The sequence below is a fragment of the Paenibacillus sp. MZ03-122A genome (assembly GCF_024213325.1).
Taxonomy (GTDB): Bacteria; Bacillota; Bacilli; order Paenibacillales; family Paenibacillaceae; genus Paenibacillus; species Paenibacillus polymyxa_B.
The window spans coordinates 16,537-36,811 of sequence record NZ_JANAVI010000018.1; the positions used below are offsets into that span (position 1 = coordinate 16,537).

The window sequence follows — 20,275 nt, forward strand, 5'->3', positions numbered from 1 at the left end:
ATAAATGCTACTTCCCTCCATTTTCTAACCCTCTATAAACAACAAAAAAACCCTTGCTACGCAAGGGTTTTTGAGGAAATGGGCCCTGAGGGACTCGAACCCCCGACCAATCGGTTATGAGCCGACCGCTCTAACCAACTGAGCTAAGGGCCCTCAAAAAAATTTGTATATTCACGTTACATATTCATAACAGCAACGTTAATTAATATACAACATTTTCTTGTGTTTCGTCAATAGTCTTTCGAAAATTTTCTTTTATAAAATTATTTTTGTGGACTTACGGAATAAATCGGACACCATAACGACCTTTGCGCGAGCGGTACACCTCCACTGCGCGGGGATCATTGTAGCCATACATCCAGCCGTCGTGTTCCAACCTTTTTGCCAGACATCCTGCCTGAAATTTAGTCGTGTACAGTCTGCCATAGTAAATCCAATACATCCGAGCTCCCTCTTTTCACATGATGGTAGGAGTAGTGTAACCGGATCGAATTCGATTTACACGGCCTGAGCCATAACAATCTACAATAGTTAGCAATGAGTACGAATCGTTCTAATCATTAGCTCTGTTGTCCCCTATAGCTCATCTTATTTGCCAAAGGAAGCCGGGTCCTGACGCCAAGAACGCAGCAGTTCCATCTCTTCTTCCTGAATGGTTCCTTCACGCAAGGCAACATTCATCAGAGCTGTATAATTGGACAAGCTTTGCAGCTCCACACCTGCTTCTTCAAAAGCTTGAGTCGCTTTGTCTAGCTGGTAGCTGAAAATAGCTAGTACCGCTAACGGCTGAGCGCCTGCTTGTGCTACAGCCTGCGCTGCTTTAATGGAGCTGCCTCCTGTAGAAATGAGATCCTCGATGACCATAACCTTTTGTCCTGCGCTGATGCGGCCTTCAATTTGGTTCTCTTTCCCATGTCCTTTGGCTTTGTCCCTTACATAGGCCATTGGCAGATTTAGCTTTTGCGCCACCCAGGCCGCATGAGGAATCCCTGCTGTAGCTGTCCCTGCAATGACTTCGGTTTCGGGATATTGCTCACGAATGAGGGCAGCAAATGAGTCTGCGATCAGCTCGCGCACCTCCGGGTAGGACATAGTCAGGCGATTGTCGCAGTAAATTGGCGATTTAATGCCGGATGTCCATGTAAAAGGCTGCTGCGGGCGCAATGCCACCGCCTGGATACGTAACAGATGGGATGCAATTTGCTCGGGTATATTATTAAATGTGGTCATACTTGTATCATCTCCTTAATAATGTGTTCCGCTGCGGCGCGTGGGTCTGCTGCTGCGGTGATAGGACGTCCAACGACAATGTAGCTGCTGCCTTGGGCAATGGCTTGTCCAGGTGTAAGCACACGCGATTGATCGCCTGTAGCACTACCTGCCGGGCGTATGCCAGGGGTTATCGTCTTAAATTCTGATCCACATACAGCACGAATGGCAGGCACTTCCAAAGGGGATGCTACCACACCATCCAATCCCGCCTCACGGGTCAGTTGTGCGTAACGAACCACTGCATCCTGTACCGTACCAGGAATACCTAACTCCTTATTCATAGTCGTCTGATCCGTGCTGGTCAGCTGTGTGACTGCAATAATGAGCGGCATGGAAAGCGAGCTGTCTGCGGAAATAGCTGCTTCTGCACCAGCTTTAGCGGCTGACATCATATTAACGCCCCCAGCAGCATGTACGTTGAACATATCCACACCTAGGCGGGTAATGCTCTCTGCCCCTCCCCGCACCGTGTTAGGGATATCATGCATTTTCAAATCCAGAAATACGGAGTATCCTCTGGACTTTAGCTGTTCTACAAAAGCTGGCCCTGCACTATAAAACAGTTGCATACCTACTTTTATATAACAGGGAATCCCCTCTAGCTGCCGAATTAACTGCTCAGCCTGTTGTGCATTGGGATAATCTAATGCAACCATCAGCCGTCCTGCCATCTGCTGAAATGCTCCATTCACCGTTCTACATCCCCTTTTCGCGTCAATTCGGGTACATTTGCCCGTGATAAAGGACATCCGTCAGCCGAAGCTGATGAATGTCCTTCCCTGTGCTACTTATTTCCTCACATCTATTCGTAACGCATTATTTGCTCAGGACTGGCATGGATTCGGATGTGAAATTGATCGTTTCCAGCATTCTTAGCAAAGCGCGTACTGTATCCAATGAGGTCATGCAGACGATGCCATTCTCAACTGCTTCACGGCGGATACGGAATCCATCACGCTCTGGCGTTTTGCCTTTGGTCAGCGTATTGAAGACAAAGTTGGCTTCACCCGTACGGATCATATCCAGGATGTTTGGGTTCCCTTCGCTCAGCTTGTTGATCGTGTTCACTGGAATGTTGGCCTGCTTCATAGCAGCCGCCGTTCCACCTGTTGCAATAATTTTATAGCCCAGTCTGTAAAAGCCCTGCATCAACTCGACAGCTTCTTCCTTGTCCTTATCCGCCACTGTAATGATGATCGCTCCAGTGGATGGAATTTTCATACCAGCCCCCACAAGTCCTTTGTACAGGGCTTTAGCATACTGAATATCGCGTCCCATAACTTCACCTGTCGATTTCATTTCCGGGCCCAGCGTCGGCTCTACACGGCGCAGTTTGGCAAAGGAGAATACCGGAACCTTAACCGAGACATAATTACTTTCAGGCCATAGACCTTCTGAATAACCTGCATCTTTAAGCTTACCGCCCAAAATAGCCTGTGTAGCCAGATTCGCCATCGGGATATTTGTTACTTTACTCAAGAAAGGAACTGTCCGCGAGGAGCGAGGATTAACCTCGATCACGTACACCTCGTCTTGATGAATAACAAACTGGATATTTACCAGACCGATCGTTTTCAATTCCTTAGCGATGCTGATTGTAATTTCCACAATTTTTTGTTTCAGCTCGGCAGACAAGTGCTGTGGTGGATACACCGCGATCGAGTCACCTGAGTGAACCCCGGCCCGTTCTACATGCTCCATAATGCCTGGTACCAATACTGTCTCGCCGTCGCAGATGGCGTCGACCTCAACTTCTTTACCCAGCATATAACGGTCGATGAGCACCGGATGCTCTGGATTGATTTTAACCGCTTCTTCCATGTACCGCAGCAATTCCGTATCTGAGTACACGATTTCCATAGCGCGCCCGCCCAAGACGTAGGATGGCCGTACCAGGACCGGATAGCCTAGCGCCTGTGCGGTTCCTACTGCTTCATCTACCGATGTGACCGTGTTGCCTTTAGGCTGTGCGATAGCCAAACGAGATAAAAGTTGCTCGAACTTTTTCCGGTCTTCCGCTTCATCGATACTTTCCAGACTCGTACCCAAAATATTCACGCCTGCCGCACTCAGCGGAGCTGCGAGATTAATGGCCGTTTGACCACCGAACTGGACGATAACCCCAATCGGTTTTTCCTGCTCGATGACATTCATGACATCTTCGAAAAAGAGCGGTTCAAAGTAGAGGCGGTCGGATGTGTTAAAGTCCGTAGATACCGTCTCCGGGTTGTTATTGATAATCACTGCTTCGTAGCCCGCTTTTTGAATAGCCCATACCGCATGTACGGTGGAGTAATCAAATTCAATCCCTTGCCCGATCCGAATCGGTCCAGAGCCGAGTACGATAACTTTCTCTTTGCTAGATGGAATCACTTCATTTTCCACCTCGTAAGAGGAGTAGTAGTACGGAGTTGTGGCTTCAAACTCGGCTGCGCACGTATCTACCATTTTGTAGACCGGACGCAGGTTTTGAGCTAGACGAAATTCACGTACCTCACGCTCGGTTATCATACTGTCGTTTTGGCCCATACTGCGAATCTCGGCGATCGAGCGGTCGGTAAAACCTTTACGTTTGGCCTGATAGAGTGTTTCGTAGGTCAGCTCAGACTCTCCAGCGATGATGGCTTCGAACTTGACGATTCCCTCTACCTTATCGAGGAACCACCAGTCAATTTTCGTCAAATCTTGAATCTCCTGCTGCTGCCAGCCGCGACGGAACGCCTCGGCTACCAAGAACAACCGCTCATCATCTGCTTTAATCAGGCGATCCTGGAGTACGTCATCAGACAGCTGTTCGGCTCCCTTAAGATGCAGACGGTGTACACCGATTTCCAACGACCGTACCGCTTTATGGATGGATTCCTCGAATGTGCGTCCGATGGCCATGACTTCACCCGTTGCTTTCATTTGCGTGCCCAGCTTGCGGTTGGCAGAAATGAATTTGTCAAATGGCCATCGTGGTATTTTGCTCACGATGTAATCCAGTGTTGGCTCAAAGCAAGCATACGTTTGACCCGTTACCGGATTCACAATTTCATCCAACGTGTAGCCCAGTGCAATTTTGGCAGCCATTTTAGCAATCGGATATCCGGTTGCCTTGGAAGCCAGTGCCGAGGAGCGACTTACGCGCGGGTTTACTTCAATTACATAGTATTGATAGCTGTGCGGATCAAGCGCAAACTGTACATTACAGCCACCTTCGATATTGAGGGCGCGGATAATTTTCAGAGAAGCGGAGCGCAGCATCTGGTATTCGCGATCTGACAGCGTCTGACTCGGAGCTACGACGATACTGTCGCCAGTATGCACGCCGACTGGATCAAAGTTCTCCATATTACAGACTACGATGCAGTTATCATTGCCGTCACGCATGACCTCATATTCGACTTCCTTCATACCTGCGATACTTTTTTCCACCAAACATTGTCCGATTGGACTGTATCTTAAGCCAGAGCTGACGGTTTCACGCAGTTCTTCTTCTGTGGAACAGATACCACCGCCTGTTCCCCCTAGCGTATAAGCCGGGCGAACGATAATTGGATAACCGATTTCGTTAGCAAATTCTAACGATTCTTCCAAGGTTGTTACAATTACACTCTCCGGTACAGGTTGTTCCAACTCGCGCATCAAATCACGGAACAGATCACGATCTTCGGCTTTTTCTATCGAATTCAGTTGAGTTCCCAGCAGCTTGACGTTTTCACGCTCCAGCACTCCGGCGCGAGCCAGTTCCACTGCCATATTCAGACCTGTCTGTCCTCCCAGCGTAGGAAGCAGCCCATCTGGACGCTCTTGACGGATAATCTGTGTTACAAAATCAAGTGTAATCGGCTCGATGTATACTTTGTCTGCCATGTTGGTGTCTGTCATGATGGTTGCCGGATTACTGTTGATCAGTACTACCTCGACGCCTTCTTCTTTGAGCGCTTGACAAGCTTGTGTACCAGCGTAATCAAATTCTGCTGCCTGACCAATGACGATAGGACCGGAACCGATCACAAGTATTTTTTTAAGTTCTGTATTTTTCGGCATATTAGCGCTCTCCTCTCACTGCGGCGGCGATAGCAGCCTGACGCGGTTGCTTTGGATGATTTCTTTTGTGCTCACGGATCATGTCCAGAAAGCGGTCAAACAGGTAGCCATTATCGTAAGGTCCTGGTGCAGCCTCTGGATGATATTGCACCGAAAACGCGGAATACTTGGTATGTTTAAGACCTTCAATCGTTTTATCGTTGTTATTAATATGCGTCACTTCAAGCTCAGTACCTTGGATCGAATCCTCATTCACCGTGTAGCCGTGATTTTGTGATGTGATAAAGCAGCGTCCGCTCTCCAGTTCTTTCACCGGATGGTTACCACCGCGATGTCCGAATTTCAGCTTTTCCGTATCCGCGCCGGAAGCTAAAGCGAACAACTGGTGTCCCAAGCAAATTCCGAAAATTGGGTATTCCCCTAACAGTTCAGCTACCGTACGAACGGCATGGGGTACGTCTTTTGGGTCTCCAGGGCCGTTAGACAGCTGGATACCGTCCGGGTCCAAGCGACGAATTTCCTCAGCCGTCGTATCATGTGGAACGACAACTACATCGCAGTCCCGTTTGTTCAGTTCGCGCAAAATGCCGCTTTTGGCACCGTAGTCAATCAATACGATCCGCTCTCCGTTGCCAGGACTGCTGTACGGATGAGGTGTGGAAGTCATAGGAACCTGATTGCGCAGTTCTTCAATGGTCAAGTCAGACATCATTTCTTTCAGTTCTTCCAGCGGCTGGGAACCAGTCGTCAAAATGCCCTTCATCGTGCCGTGATGGCGAATAATCCGGGTAAGCATGCGGGTGTCGATGTCGCTAATGCCAATGATGCCATATTCCTTCAGCAAATCGCCCACGCTGTATTGAGCACGCCAGTTACTTGGCGCTGGCTCGTAATGTCTAACAGCAAAGCCATGGACATAAGGCCGTACCGATTCAAAGTCATCACGAGTAATTCCATAGTTGCCAATCAGCGGGTAAGTCATCGTTACGATTTGTCCGCAGTAAGAGGGATCAGTCAGCACCTCTTGATAGCCTGTAATCCCTGTGTTGAAAACGACCTCGCCTGTTTTATCACCTTCCGCACCAAATGATGTGCCTGTAAACAGCGTGCCGTCCTGAAGTAACAATCTTGCCTGCATCCCGTCTCACTCCTCTATATTGTTTCCTGCTATAAGGTTCTATTTTTTTTAGTGGTTTCTATTTATTTTGCTTCGTCAGCAGACCATACCAGTTTGCCGTCTACCCAAGTTTTCACAGGCCATCCTTTGAGCTTCCAGCCTGTAAAAGGAGTGTTGCGTCCTTTGCTGGCAAACGTTTGCGGATCAACTGCCTGCTCCTGCTCCAGATCAATCATGGTCAGGTCAGCTGGAGCTCCTTCTTCCAGGCGTCCCGTATCCAGGCGGAAGACACGCGCTGGATCAGCAGTCATACGACGCACCAGAAAGTCCAGCGTCCACTGTCCGGTAGCTACGAATTTCGTGTACAACAGCGGGAAGGCCGTCTCAAATCCAACGATCCCGAATGGCGCCAGCTCCATACCTCTTGCCTTCTCTTCCTCACTGTGCGCTGCATGGTCGGTTACGACGATGTCAATCGTGCCGTCTTCCAGTCCCTCGATGCATGCCTGCACATCACGTGGGGAGCGTAGCGGAGGATTCATTTTCCAGTTCGCATCCAGCCCAGGAATGTCCTCATCTGACAATACCAAGTGGTGCGGGCATACCTCAGCCGTTACCTTGATACCAAAAGATTTCGCGTGGCGGATTAACCGCACTGACTGCTCTGTGCTGACATGGCATACATGATAGTGTGCCCCGGTTGCCTCGGATAACAAAATGTCGCGTCCGACGTGAATGGCTTCGGATTCGTTCGGAATGCCTTTAAGTCCGTGGCGCTTGGCAAATTCGCCGTCCGTCACTGCCGCTCCTTCAACAAGCGTGTTATCTTCACAGTGTGCAATAACCGGCATATCCAGTGCCTTGGCCCGCGCCATGGCGTCCTTCATCATTTGCGCGCTTTGCACCCCGACACCATCGTCAGTAAAGCCGATTGCACCTGCTGCTTTGAGCGCTTCAAAATCTGTCAGCTCACGACCCAGTTCGTTTTTCGTAATGGCTGCGTAAGGAAGAACCTTGGCAAACCCGGCTTCCTGTCCCTTTTTCAATACCAGCTGGACTGTGTCAACATTGTCCGTCACTGGACGTGTGTTTGGCATGCAGGCAATCGTCGTAAATCCGCCTTTCACCGCCGCGCGGCTGCCCGTTTCAATTGTTTCTTTATATTCAAAGCCAGGTTCTCTCAGATGCACATGCATGTCGATTAAACCGGGGGTGACCAGTTTTCCCTGGGCGTCGATCTTTTCGATTTCGCGCTCCTGCCCAGATGCCCCTTCTTCCATAAGTAGGCTCACTCCAGCATCCGCATTTGCAATAGCCAAAATCTTTCCGTCGGCGATTAGGATGGATTTCAATTCAGCCTCGCCCTGCTCGTTCAATACGCTTGCATTCATAATTAATTGTTTCATCTGAAATATTCCTCCGCTCAGTTTTCTGCAACTTTTCCTACGATCCTACTAACAGCTTCTATAGCTTCATTGCCCGTTCCATAACCGCCATGCGGATCGGAACCCCGTTTGCCATTTGTGGAAAAACTCGTGATTGTTCGCTCTCCACAACCGCACTGTCAATTTCCACGTTCCGATTCACTGGAGCTGGATGCATGATGATCGTTCCGGGCTTCAGGTTCGCTGCTCTTTTCTCTGTCAAACCGTACTGCTCTCGGTACTCATCCGCTGAGCGTAACATCCCTTCGGCATGCCGTTCCAGCTGTACCCGAAGCATCATGACCACGTCCGCCTGTAGTGCCTCTTGCATCGGAACATAAGGCGCGTACGCCGCAAGATCAGGTGCTTGCATATTATCAGGAGCGCAGAAGCTAACCTTGGCTCCGAATTTTTGCAAGGCCCACAGATTCGAGCGAGCGACACGGCTGTGCAGAATGTCTCCTATGATGGATACTCTCAAGCCTTTAAGCTCACCGAAAGTTTTGCGCATGGTGTACAGGTCCAGCAGAGCCTGCGTTGGATGCTCATTGTTGCCGTCCCCTGCATTAACCAGTGGAACACTGACCTTCTCAGCGAGCTCTTGCAGCACCCCGGCTGGCTTTAACCGGATGACTCCTGCATCAATGCCCATGGATTCGAGCGTACGTACTGTATCGTAAATGGACTCCCCTTTTTCCACACTGGAAGCCGCAGCGGAAAAGTTCAAAACCTGAGCGCCCAGCCGCTTCTCTGCCATCTCAAAAGAAAAGCGGGTGCGAGTGCTGTTTTCAAAAAACATGTTGGCCGCAAAGCGTGATTGCAGTACTGGAACCAGTTTTTCTGGTTGAGATTCCCAATAATGAGCGCGATCCAGAATGGACTCGATTTCATTTCGGCTAAGTTCCTTTAACCCGAGCAGGCTACGTTCTTTAAGTTGACTGGCTGTTGTGATCATAGCTGTTCCCCCCGGTTCTGAATGATCGTCACTTCGTCCTTACCGTCCGTCTCTTGAAGGGCTACTACGATTTCCTCAGATTTGGAGGTCGGGATGTTCTTGCCGATGTAATCCGGACGAATCGGAAGCTCACGGTGTCCGCGATCTGCTAGCACTGCCAGCTGAATCATTTGCGGTCGTCCGCAGTGCATCAATGCATCCATCGCCGCGCGGATGGTGCGGCCTGTGTACAGCACATCGTCAAAGAGAATGACTTTCTTATCATGAACCGATACGTCAGCAGGATTCATCAAAAGCTCTTTTCCATTTCCTTTAGCTTCGGCTACGCTGCTCCGGTCATCCCGGTAGGCTGTGACATCCAGCTCTCCCCATGGAATTGGTGCGCCTTCAATCTCAGCAATTTTTTCAGCCAGGCGTTGCGCCAGATGAACTCCGCGTGTTCGAATACCTACTAGCACACAATCATCAATACCTTTGTTTTTCTCCAAAATTTCATGTGCAATCCGTGTCAATGCCCGACGAATCGCAATTTCATCCATTAGTACATGTGTTTCATTACTCATGCTTCCAGCCTCCTCAGGTGATGTTCCCTTCAGACCTGGTCCCGTGTTCGGATACAAAAAAGACTCCTTGCCCAAGTTTGGCAAGGAGTCTCGTATGAACAGTCTTCCACTGTTCTCCGATCTCTCGGACACACTGAAGACATACCGCCGCAGCGGATGCACTGATCAGTGATCCATTCACGTTACCTTGCCAGCCTCACGGGACTGATTTAAAGGTGCTATTCAGGATTTCCTTTGTCCTGCTTCTCATAGTGTGAGATGGTTAGCCATCTCTTGGACAAAGTTCATCGCAACTACAAGAAGTATGACAGATTGAAAATCGTGTGTCAACACCCGTTCAACCGGAACCACCGGAAGCACTCTAATAATTATACAACTTCATTGTATAATTATCCATAGTTGTTTTTACCTATACCTTATCCCACAATAAAAAAAACCGCCATTTAGGCGGTTTAACTTAATGATTTATTCAGGTTTGTGAATAGGAATGCAAATTGTCATTGTTTTAGCGACTACGCAGGGACGCTAACACATCCTCCATATCAGGAGGGATCGGTCTGTTGAATTCCATGTACTCTCCAGTGGATGGATGCTTAAAGCCCAGTACCGCCGCATGCAGCGCCTGACCATCCATACGAACCCCTTTGCTGCGCCCATACATAGGGTCGCCAACCAATGGGTGTCCAATAAATTTCATGTGAACACGAATTTGGTGTGTGCGTCCTGTTTCCAATTGAAGTTCAAGCAGGGTATAATCTCCCAACCGTTCAATGACGAGAAAATGGGTGACTGCGTGCTTGCTGTTACGTTCCGTCACTGTGAACAATTTGCGATCACCGGAATCGCGGCCAATCGGAGCATCTACCGTTCCCTGATCGTGGCTCAAATGACCGTGAACTAAGGCTATATATTTCCGAGTCACACTATGGTCCTTAAGCTGTGCTGCAAGTGATGCGTGAGCCTGATCATTTTTAGCCGCCATCAGCAGTCCTGATGTATCCTTATCAATACGGTGAACAATACCAGGACGTAATTCCCCGTTGATGCCGGAAAGATCGTGACAGTGGTACATCAGTGCGTTAACCAATGTTCCCGAAGAGTGTCCCGGTGCAGGATGCACGACCAGACCACGTTGCTTGTTAATAACAATAACGTCCGAGTCCTCGTAAACGACATCCAACGGAATATTTTCCGGTACAATATCTACACTTTCTGGCTCCGGTATCGATAATACAATACGATCTCCTTCAGCCAGCTTGTAGTTCGCCTTGATCGCCGTACCGTTCACCAGCACGCGACCATTTCCGATCCACATCTGTATCTGAGAACGAGACACTTCCTTCATTTCTTCGGCGATATATTTGTCTATACGCGTTTTGGCATCCCCGGAATCGGCCGTCCATTCCAGAGATTCACCCTCCAGTTCGTCCTCATAAGACAGACCTGCGGCTTCGCCGTTTTCATTCACTTCGCTCATGCTATGACTTCCCTTCAATGCTATCATTGCCATTTCCTTTTTCCCGACGCGATTCCAGCAATGTATCCAAAATAATCAGTGCTACACCGATGACAATCGCCGAATCTGCCACATTAAAAATGGGGAACGTATAGCTCCCAAAATTAAATTGTGCAAAATCAACTACTTCCCCTGAAATAGCTCGATCCAAAAAGTTACCGACTGCTCCCCCCAGCACCAAACTTAGCGCAACAGGAAGTAGCTTTTGTCCAGCCTTGACTGTTTTTCGCAGGTACCAGACGATACCAATCACCACTACAATTGTAATCACGATAAAAAGCCAACGTTGACCTTCCAAAATCCCAAAAGCGGCTCCACGATTTCGATGGGAGGTGATTAAAAAGAAATTGCCGATGACTGGTATTTGTTCGTACAATTCCATCCGCGTAGCCACCAAATATTTGACTCCCTGATCAATCAAAAAAATAATTAGCGCAATACCAAAATAAATCACAGTCCTTCGTCACTCCGATCCGCTTATATCCGTTGTTGAACCCATTTATTGTAGCATAAGCATTCTCAGATCGTCCACGAATCCCGCAAGCTTCAAGTACAGATCATCCATAAAATGAACTCCTTCGCATTTGATTAGAATTTCCTATGTAAAAGAGGTCTTCCCGGTGCATGCTACATGGAGCATACTTCACACAACGCATGCGCATGTAAACCTAGAACAAGGAGAGGATTCCATGTCCCCATTGACGGAGCAACAATTGCAGGGCTTGCGTAACGAACTGCTGGAACGCAAAAAAGAAATTGAGCATCGTTTGCAAGGCAACGACCATTACGGACTCGGCGATTCCCAACGCGACCAAACCGGCGAGCTTTCTCCTATTGATAACCACCCAGGAGACCTGGCTACCGAAACCTACGAGCGAGCCAAGGATATTTCCTTACTGGAACACGACGAATTCCAATTAGAACGCATCGAATCAGCTCTAATGGCCATGGAAAAGGGGACGTATGGCATTTGTGCCGCCAGCGGTAAACCCATTCCCTATGAGCGCCTACTGGCTGTTCCCTATACCATTTACTGTAAAGAGTACAGTCCCGAAACAGAAGTGTCTAACCGCCGCCCAGTAGAGGAAGAATTTCTCGCTCCCTCGTTCGGCAGAACGAGTCTGGATGAGCGTGATGATCAAAACGGCTTCGACGGTGAAGATGCTTGGCAGATCGTCGAAAATTGGGGTACCTCTAACACACCAGCGATGGCCGAAAGTGGAGAAATCCACAGTTATGATGATATGGAAATTGAAGCAGGTGATGATAATATGGGCTTCGTAGAGCCATACGAAAGCTTTATTGCTACTGACATTTATGGACAAAATGTATCTGTTATTCGCAGCTCCATTTATCAGCGTTATATAGAAGATGGCGAGGGCGAAGGTCTGCTGGAGCCGGATACGCACGAAGACGAATCGTGAACCTCAAAGTGGAGATCGCTGCCTAATAGGTGGTAAGCTCCAATTGTCGCTGTACGATCCGTACTATATCAGCGATATAATCACCGATAATCGGCAAATTCAACGCTCCGAGCACTTGCAGCACATAAATAATGGTAGCGGCAAAAAAAGTAAAACCTAGCGCGATGCCGATTCCCCGGGAAACGCCTGATATTAGATTTAGCCAGAGTAATCGCCAAGGCTTATTCAGCAGCAAGGCGTAATCTGCAATACGTGTCCGTTCCATTTGCTCTGACACAGCACGTATCAGCTTTTCAACACGACTTAATTGCTCTGCCTGATTACCTGTTTTGCTTTTATCTGCGGCTATGGCAGCCCCTTCTCCATTGATACCTCGGAGACTCCTTCCCTGTCTACGCCTTGATCGTGCCGTCATATGCACAATCCCCCTTTTCCCATGGCTGCCCTGAACGCAGCAAACGAGCCGAAGCACGTAACGGAGAAAACCCGTTTCCGATGCTTAGGCTCGTTTTTATACGCTGCCTGTTATTGTATTATGGGACAGGGGGCTTGTAATTATTCCCCAATATGAACGCCGATGGTTTTACCGTTCACTTCCACATGTTCTGCCGGTTCGGCTTGACCAAATGTCACAGTAGTAACCAGTACGTTCTCACGCAACACAGAGTCGAAGCTTTCGATGGCCAGACGTAGCTCATTATCCACATCCAACGTCAACGCCACATACTTTTCAATCGGCAGATCCAGTTTTTTACGATAATCCTGTACCGCACGAACCACTTCACGTACCCAGCCCTCTTGCTCCAGCTCCGGTGTAATGTCTGTGTTTAACGCTACCGTTAAGCCATAACCGGAAGCAGAAGCGAAGCCTTCTTTCGCTTTTTTCTCCACCAGCAATTCTTCGGCCGTAACTTGCAGTTCTTCACCTTCTGGAGAAGCGACGTTTAACACTCCTTTTTCTACAACAGAACGGGTATCCTCAGCAGACATTCCTTTGAAAAAGTTTTGTAGGAAACCGACATTTTTGCCGTATTTCTTGCCTGCTACTTTCAAATTCAGTTTCAGTGTAAAATCTACAAAGCCGCTATCGTCCGTCTCCACATGAATATGCTTCACGTTAATCTCATCTTTGATGATTTCCTCATAGCCACTCAGTTCAAAGTCCTGATCCATGGACAGAATCAACTCGGACAACGGTTGACGCGTTTTCAAACCCGTTTCGTTGCGGACGTTACGCGCCAATTCAACGACACGGCGTGCCGTTTCCATATCTCGTTCCAGTTCCAGATCGATCAAGGACTCATTGGCAGTCGGATAATCATCCAGATGAACACTTTCCCCGTTGCTTAGGTTGAGGTAAATATCCTCTGCAAGCAGTGGTGTAAATGGCGCAAGCAGTTTGGCAGTCGTTAACAGCACCTCAGTCAGTGTACGGTATGCATCCAGCTTATCTTCTGTAAGACCATTGCCCCAGAATCGGTCGCGTGAACGACGGATATACCAGTTGCTCAGCTCATCCACAAACGATTCAATTGCTTTAGATGAGTTCAGGAAGTCATTTACAGCCAGCGCTTTGTCCACTACCAAAATGAGGCTGTTCAGACGGGACAAAATCCAACGATCCAACTTATGGGCCGATGGTTTGAACGGATGCTGTGCCGGATCAAATCCGTCGATATCTGCATACAAGGTCAGAAAAGCGTGTGTATTGACAAGCGTATCGACCAGCTTCGATTTAGCCTCACCTACAATGCCTTTGGAGAAACGTTTGCTATTCCATGGTGCACTATCGGACAGCAATGCCCAACGGAAAGCATCTGTACCGTACTCGTCAATCACTTCCCACGGATCAATAACATTGCCCTTGGATTTAGACATTTTCTGCCCTTGCTCATCCAGTACATGGCCTGTCGCCATGACAGCTTTATAAGGAGCTTTGCCAGTCAGCATAGTCGAAACCGCAAGCAAGCTATAGAACCAGCCACGAGTCTGGTCAATTCCTTCACAGATCATATCTGCCGGAAATTGCTGCTCGAACGTTTCATTATTCTCAAAAGGATAATGATGCTGCGCAAACGGCATGGAGCCGCTATCGAACCATACGTCGATTACTTCCGGTGTACGAGTCATTTCGTATTTACCGCATTGGCTACGAACCTTGATATCATCTACATATGGTTTGTGAAGCTCGATATCCGCTGGTACGTCGCCGATCGCACGTTCCCTCAACTCAGCAATACTATGCGGAGCGAACTGTTCTCCAGTTTCCTCACAAACCCAGATGTTTAGTGGTGTACCCCAATAGCGATCGCGACTGATGTTCCAATCCACCAGTTCCTCCAAAAACTTGCCAAAACGTCCTTCACGTATATGCCCCGGGTACCATTCGACTTCGCTGTTGTTGGCAATCAATTGATCCTTGATCGCAGTTGTTTTGATAAACCAGCTGTCCATAGCATAGTACAATAATGGAGTGTCGCAGCGCCAGCAGAACGGATAGCTATGCTCGTATTTTTCCTTGCTGTACAGCAAGCCTTTTTCGGACAGCATTTTAACAATATCTACATCACAGTCTTTCACAAAACGGCCTGCAAAATCAGTGATTTCCTCTACATAGTTACCTTGAAGATCCACCACGTTGATAAATTCAACACCATTTTCACGGCATACCCGGTAATCATCCTCACCATGCGCCGGAGCCATATGAACGATACCTGTACCGCTGGAGTCTGTTACGAACTTCGCACCCAGAATCTGATTACCCTTTTCAACCTGAAAATACGTAAATGGCGGGGTATACGTTTGGCCAACCAGTTCTGAACCGGATAGCGTGCCAATCACTTCATGTTCGCCTTTAATTACGTCCTCAACCAGATTTTTAGCAACGATGTATACACCGTCTTCCTGCTTCACACGTGCATATTCCAGTTCAGGGTTGACGGCGAGCGCCACGTGACTCGGCAAGGTCCAAGGCGTTGTCGTCCAAGCCAGTACATATTCACCACTGTTATGCAGTTTGAATTTAGCCGTGGCGCTCAGATCCTTCACATCTTTGTAGCCCTGCGCTACTTCATGAGAACTTAGCGTCGTTTGACAATCCGGGCAATACGGACTCACACGATGACCACGATACAGCAGATCTTTTTCATGAATCGTCGCCAAAATGTTCCATACACTCTCGATATAGTTATTATCCAATGTAATGTACGGGTTATCGAGGTCTGTCCAATATCCGATCGCTTCGGTTAAATCACGCCATTGTTGCTCATACTCAAACACGCTCGCCTTACATTTTTTAATAAACTTTTCAACACCGTATTCTTCAATTTCAGGTTTGTGGGAGATTCCCAGCTGCTTTTGTACACCCAATTCTACCGGCAAGCCATGCGTGTCCCAGCCTGCCTTACGTACGACGCGGTATCCCTTCATCGTCTGATAGCGACCGACGAAATCCTTAATTACACGGCCCAGCACGTGACCGATATGCGGTTTACCGTTAGCTGTTGGTGGGCCTTCATAAAACACAAAATTTGGCTTTCCTTCACGATTTGTGATGGATTTACGGAATGTGTCCTCCTGCTTCCATTTGCTCAGGATGCGTAGGTCACGAGACCGTGCTTTTTCTTTAACATCCACTCTGTTCATACGTCATACTCCCTCTCTGCTCATCATTGATTTCTCTAGCATTTCCTAAAAAAAGCAACAAAAAAAGCCCCATCCCTGTAAAGGGACGAGACTGTGCTCGCGTTACCACCCTGATTCCGTAAAAACAGACCATTAAAAATACAGTCTCATCACGGCTCTCTGAGCCCCACTCAACTACAGCAGGGCGCCATTATAACGCATGGCAAACGGTGATTGCTTACACACGCCATAAATCTTAAGCGCTTCAGCTCACTTCTCCGGGAGGATCTTCGGTCATGTTCTGAACGTTGGCTTGCACCGGAAGGCCAACTCTCTGAGGGACAAATCATGACGTACTCGTTCCCATCAACGAATTAAACATGTTAAATTCATCGAAATCAGCAACATCGTTGCCTTGAATAACAATCATCAGCCGACAACGGATAATCATTGAAATCAGTATAGTATTTACAGTTATAGCCTGTTTAAAGATAAAAGTCAACCCTAACAAAGCCTGATAAAAGCTTGTCAGAAATGAAATTAGTAAATTTCTTTCATCTCACGCTCGCGCTCCAGTACTTCGCGTTCCCGGTTTTCAAGTGCTTCCCAGCCGTCTTGGCTTAACAAGTCAAGCTGTGCTTCCACCAGTGTACGAAACCGTGCTCGGTAAATCGATGCCTGCTTCTTCAGTTCTTCAACCTCCAACGCGATCTTGCGGGATTTGGACAATGCTTCGTTCACAATACGATCCGCATTTTTTTCCGCTTCCTTCACGATCAGTTGGGATTCTTTCTTAGCGTTGTTACGAACTTCATCAGCCGCTTCCTGCGCTACGATAATCGTCTTACTCAGCGTATCCTCAATCGTCGCGAAATGATCGAGCTTCTCCTGTACGTTCAACAACTCGGTGCTGAGTTCTTTATTTTCACGAATAACGCCCTCGTAATCTTTGATCACCTGATCCAAAAATTCATTAACCTGATCCTCATCATAACCGCGAAGCCGGCGGGCAAATTCCTTGTTATGTATATCCAATGGCGTTAATGGCATGCCGTCCACCTCCTATAAGATTGACAAAAAATACATTTTCCGCGTCACGACGCTCACTATCATCTATCGGTCATCATACCCCGTTTTGTGAATACTGTACAGAGCAAAATCGTTCCAGTTCTTCGGCTATAGCTTAATTCTTTCGACAGAAAGCTCGTGATTCCTGCCTATAGCTATACAAACTTACCAATTTTGACACGGAATCTCCCCTTTTTTGTCATCCCGTCTGTTTCAAGCACTTTGAAACGCCCAAAACCCTGCATGGAAATAACGTCCCCCGCTTTAAGCGGAGTGGATGGATTCTCCTCCACCTTCCAATTTACCCGGCACCGCCCCGCCCGAATCGGTGTTAATATTTTACTTCGGCTTAGCTTGTACACGTCGCTGGCAATACCGTCCAGGCGCAAGGAAGCGACCGTCAGATCTAGCGCATCTAATGCAACTTCCTTCGTTCGCAGACTCGCGACAGGCAACAGTTCTGTCCATACATGAACACGATGTACCTGCTGTAAATGCATCGTCATAAAATCACCAATCTCTGAAGCTACCAATACATGGCACCCATCATCCAGTACATGAATGTCCCCGATTTTCCCACGTTTGATTCCAAGCCCCAGTAGGGCACCTAGATAATCACCGTGCTCAAGGGTACCTATTTTATGATCGTCAGATGTGATGGAAAGGACCTGAATCCCCATCTTCTCACCGTCCAAATACGAATAATCGGGCGCAATCAGCGCCCGCTTTCGTTCCGAAGCCATGTATCCGCCATCTACCCTAATCGTGACCTTGTCTTCCTTCGAAGCAAGTGTCTCCAATATGTACTGTTGGCGCGGGTCCAAAAAATCAGTCAGCTTCTGCTCATGATAAGCTCCCGCATGACTGATCCATTCGGAAGCGCGATCCACATAGTCCCGTTCATCCGGGTGAAAATGCTCATAAATCTCAGTTCGCATAACTCCTCCTAGACGAAATTACCAATTAAAGAAATCAAACCGTACGACGCAAAACGCAGAGCAATCAGCGCAACGATGGGCGAAATATCAATCATCCCGAAGATTGGCGGTATAAACCTGCGAAAAGGAGACAAATACGGCTCCACAAACTTGGCAAGTAAATCACCAATTACACTCTCTCTGGCATTAGGAAGCCATGACAGCAGAACATATGCAATGATCATGTACGAATAAATCTGAAATAGCCAGTAAATTACCTCGATCAAGAAAAGTTCACCTCATTCTGTTAAGTTCTTGTTCAGTGTCAGCCAGTATTTCTGTAATAGAGCCTTGAATTTCAACCGTATCTGGTGTACACAGAAAAATATTATTCCCGACCTTGGAAATACCACCACCCAGTGCATACACAGTACCACTCAAAAAATCAATAATGCGCAGCGCCTGATCCTTGCGAATTCGTTGCAAATTGACTACAACGGTACGATGGGAACGGATATGGTCGGCAATTTCCTGTGCTTCATCATAAGAACGCGGCTCATACAGGACAACTTTCACATTTTTCTGTGAATGGATGCTGACAACATTAGTGCCCTTCTGGTTCTTACGTTTATCAAAGCTTGGGGTTTCAATTTCTTGATCTTCCGGCGTATTCATAACCTCTCGCTCTATAACTTCCTCTTCTTCCTGAAGCCCCAGAAAGTTCATGAACTTATTCATTACGCCCAATGGAAATCCTCCTCTCGTCCGACCAGTACGGAACCAAGCCGCAGCCAGGTCGCTCCCTCTTCAACTGCCACTTCAAAATCATTGGACATCCCCATTGACAAGTGAACGATGGGTTCTCTGGTCAAGGCTTGTCCATTTAACGTATCCCGTAATTCACGCAATCCCCGAAACACAGGCCGAGTTTTTTCCGGGTCTTCTTCATGAGGAGCCATCGTCATCAAGCCAATCACGTCCACATGCTCCAACTCGCGAATTTGTTCCAAGAAGGGGGCAACCGCCTCAGAGGACAAGCCATATTTGGACATTTCTCCAGAAATATTGACTTGCACAAAAGCTTTAACTCGCAATCCCAGAGCGGCTGCTTTCTTGTCCAATTCCTGAGCGAGCGATAAGCGGTCAAGCGAATGTATAAATTTAAATTTTCCAATCACATCTTTAACCTTATTCGTTTGGAGATGACCAATAAAATGCCATGTTCCCCGGTCACCCAACTTGCTCCATTTATCAGCAGCATCCTGCCAGCGATTTTCGCCCACATGCTCCAAGTTGCTATCCAATACTGATGTCATTGCCACTGCCGAAACATATTTCGTGACAGCGATCACATTAACTTCATCACGCGAACGCCCACTTCGGGCACATGCCGCTTCTACACGGGCATTCACTTCTTTAATTCGTTCCTCCATAGACACGGGAGGACTCACCTCTCTTCCAGACCAATCCAACTCGCCATTCTTCCTGTGACGCCGCCTTCTTTGCGATATGAAAAAAACAAATCGCTACGGCTACTCGTGCATAAGGTAGTACATTCGATATGGCTCGGCAATATTCCTGCTTTCATCATAATGTGTCGATTGCATTGTTTCAAGTCAAGTAGTGTTTTTCCGTCGGTTAAGGGGAAGTAAACAGAACCTTCCCATTTATCATTACCCGGGCAATCATGCTCCAAAACCCTAATTTGGCTCATCACGTGCTCATCCACCTCATAGGATTCAGAACCAATGGAAGGACCGATAGCTGCTAGTATATCAGACGGCTGAGATCCATATTCGTTCTGCATGGTCTGTACCATTTTCAATGCAATTTCCGCAACTGTTCCCTTCCAGCCTGCATGCGCCAACCCAATCACACGGCGCACTGGATCACAAAAATATAAAGGTACACAGTCTGCATAAAAGGACGTCAGCAAAATGCCAGGTACATTCGTCAAAAGTCCATCTGTGTCCTGAAAAGCGGATGCACGATCCATAAAGCCCCGCCCGCGATCAGCAGCCTTGACGACAGCAACATGGTGACCATGAACCTGCTCACCGCACGTCCATGCTTCAGCAGCAAAACCAAGCTGCTCTGCAATGAGCTGCCGATTACGAATGACTTTCTCGGGGTCATCCCCTACGTGAAACGCACAGTTCAGACTAGCGTAGGGCACCTCACTGACACCGCCATGACGACCTGTAAAACCAGCTGTTAATCCCTGAACCTGTCGCTCCCAAGATTGAATATATAACAACTCCGGTACGGGACGCCCGCCATCTTGCATTGGCTTTGCCCCCGTAGCCTCGGTATTCACTACAAATGGTTCCATTCATTCTCACCTCTACTGCCCAGTGTACCAA

19 protein-coding genes, 1 tRNA gene and 1 other annotated feature are annotated in these 20,275 nt (G+C 47.9%); of the genes, 1 reads left to right on the forward strand and 19 read right to left on the reverse strand.

Annotated elements, in window-relative coordinates; translation table 11 throughout:
• Positions 1-79 precede the first annotated feature (79 nt).
• The 11 genes from NLX74_RS23215 to lspA all read right to left on the reverse strand — a co-directional run bounded on the left by NLX74_RS23215 (position 80) and on the right by lspA (position 11,333).
• Positions 80-153 (reverse strand) — tRNA-Ile (locus NLX74_RS23215).
• Between the two features lie 124 nt (positions 154-277).
• Positions 278-442 (reverse strand): hypothetical protein, encoded by a 165-nt coding sequence (locus NLX74_RS23220; RefSeq protein WP_014282411.1) that lies wholly within the window; start codon positions 440-442, stop codon positions 278-280.
• Between the two features lie 146 nt (positions 443-588).
• Positions 589-1,230 (reverse strand): orotate phosphoribosyltransferase, encoded by a 642-nt coding sequence (gene pyrE, locus NLX74_RS23225; RefSeq protein WP_071641730.1) that lies wholly within the window; start codon positions 1,228-1,230, stop codon positions 589-591.
• A complete protein-coding gene (gene pyrF, locus NLX74_RS23230; RefSeq protein WP_302058705.1) occupies positions 1,227-2,021 on the reverse strand; it encodes an orotidine-5'-phosphate decarboxylase in 795 nt (264 codons plus the stop codon). Before pyrF ends, pyrE begins: the two co-directional genes overlap by 4 nt.
• A gap of 67 nt (positions 2,022-2,088) precedes the next feature.
• On the reverse strand, positions 2,089-5,304 hold the full coding sequence (gene carB / locus NLX74_RS23235) for a carbamoyl-phosphate synthase large subunit (RefSeq protein ID WP_235309404.1): 3,216 nt from the start codon (positions 5,302-5,304) through the stop codon (positions 2,089-2,091).
• A gap of 1 nt (position 5,305) precedes the next feature.
• Complete coding sequence (gene carA, locus NLX74_RS23240) at positions 5,306-6,442, reverse strand: glutamine-hydrolyzing carbamoyl-phosphate synthase small subunit (protein WP_254330521.1); 1,137 nt, start codon at positions 6,440-6,442, stop codon at positions 5,306-5,308.
• A gap of 62 nt (positions 6,443-6,504) precedes the next feature.
• Positions 6,505-7,827 carry a dihydroorotase gene (locus NLX74_RS23245; RefSeq protein ID WP_254330523.1) on the reverse strand — a complete coding sequence of 441 codons (1,323 nt, stop codon included), beginning with the start codon at positions 7,825-7,827 and terminating at the stop codon, positions 6,505-6,507.
• Between the two features lie 58 nt (positions 7,828-7,885).
• Positions 7,886-8,800, reverse strand: a complete 915-nt coding sequence (locus NLX74_RS23250) for an aspartate carbamoyltransferase catalytic subunit (RefSeq protein ID WP_254330525.1) — start codon at positions 8,798-8,800, stop codon at positions 7,886-7,888.
• The gene (gene pyrR, locus NLX74_RS23255) at positions 8,797-9,363 is read right to left on the reverse strand and encodes a bifunctional pyr operon transcriptional regulator/uracil phosphoribosyltransferase PyrR (protein WP_043882258.1); all 567 of its coding nucleotides are present in this window, start codon (positions 9,361-9,363) and stop codon (positions 8,797-8,799) included. Before pyrR ends, NLX74_RS23250 begins: the two co-directional genes overlap by 4 nt.
• A gap of 505 nt (positions 9,364-9,868) precedes the next feature.
• Positions 9,869-10,840 (reverse strand): RluA family pseudouridine synthase, encoded by a 972-nt coding sequence (locus NLX74_RS23260; RefSeq protein WP_254330526.1) that lies wholly within the window; start codon positions 10,838-10,840, stop codon positions 9,869-9,871.
• A gap of 1 nt (position 10,841) precedes the next feature.
• Positions 10,842-11,333, reverse strand: a complete 492-nt coding sequence (lspA, locus tag NLX74_RS23265; protein ID WP_023989430.1) for a signal peptidase II — start codon at positions 11,331-11,333, stop codon at positions 10,842-10,844.
• A gap of 235 nt (positions 11,334-11,568) precedes the next feature.
• Between lspA and NLX74_RS23270 the strand changes: the two genes are divergently transcribed.
• Positions 11,569-12,303 (forward strand): TraR/DksA C4-type zinc finger protein, encoded by a 735-nt coding sequence (locus NLX74_RS23270; RefSeq protein ID WP_235309398.1) that lies wholly within the window; start codon positions 11,569-11,571, stop codon positions 12,301-12,303.
• Positions 12,304-12,325: 22 nt separating this feature from the next.
• Here NLX74_RS23270 and NLX74_RS23275 read toward each other — a convergent pair whose 3' ends face one another.
• The 8 genes from NLX74_RS23275 to pgeF form a co-directional block, all read right to left on the reverse strand.
• Positions 12,326-12,718 (reverse strand): DUF5665 domain-containing protein, encoded by a 393-nt coding sequence (locus NLX74_RS23275; protein ID WP_235309396.1) that lies wholly within the window; start codon positions 12,716-12,718, stop codon positions 12,326-12,328.
• Positions 12,719-12,858: 140 nt separating this feature from the next.
• A complete protein-coding gene (gene ileS / locus NLX74_RS23280; RefSeq protein WP_254330528.1) occupies positions 12,859-15,948 on the reverse strand; it encodes an isoleucine--tRNA ligase in 3,090 nt (1,029 codons plus the stop codon).
• A gap of 78 nt (positions 15,949-16,026) precedes the next feature.
• Positions 16,027-16,306, reverse strand: a binding site (T-box leader).
• Between the two features lie 161 nt (positions 16,307-16,467).
• Positions 16,468-16,977 carry a DivIVA domain-containing protein gene (locus NLX74_RS23285; protein WP_023989434.1) on the reverse strand — a complete coding sequence of 170 codons (510 nt, stop codon included), beginning with the start codon at positions 16,975-16,977 and terminating at the stop codon, positions 16,468-16,470.
• Positions 16,978-17,150: 173 nt separating this feature from the next.
• Positions 17,151-17,933, reverse strand: a complete 783-nt coding sequence (locus tag NLX74_RS23290) for a YlmH family RNA-binding protein (protein WP_254330530.1) — start codon at positions 17,931-17,933, stop codon at positions 17,151-17,153.
• Positions 17,934-17,941: 8 nt separating this feature from the next.
• Positions 17,942-18,199 (reverse strand): YggT family protein, encoded by a 258-nt coding sequence (locus tag NLX74_RS23295; protein WP_023989436.1) that lies wholly within the window; start codon positions 18,197-18,199, stop codon positions 17,942-17,944.
• A gap of 7 nt (positions 18,200-18,206) precedes the next feature.
• Positions 18,207-18,659: a cell division protein SepF gene (locus NLX74_RS23300; RefSeq protein WP_013311078.1), complete on the reverse strand. Its 453-nt coding sequence runs from the start codon at positions 18,657-18,659 to the stop codon at positions 18,207-18,209.
• On the reverse strand, positions 18,650-19,351 hold the full coding sequence (locus NLX74_RS23305; RefSeq protein WP_235309392.1) for a YggS family pyridoxal phosphate-dependent enzyme: 702 nt from the start codon (positions 19,349-19,351) through the stop codon (positions 18,650-18,652). The genes NLX74_RS23300 and NLX74_RS23305 overlap by 10 nt, the downstream gene beginning before the upstream one ends.
• 8 nt (positions 19,352-19,359) lie before the next feature.
• Positions 19,360-20,244: a peptidoglycan editing factor PgeF gene (gene pgeF, locus NLX74_RS23310; RefSeq protein WP_254330532.1), complete on the reverse strand. Its 885-nt coding sequence runs from the start codon at positions 20,242-20,244 to the stop codon at positions 19,360-19,362.
• Positions 20,245-20,275 lie beyond the last annotated feature (31 nt).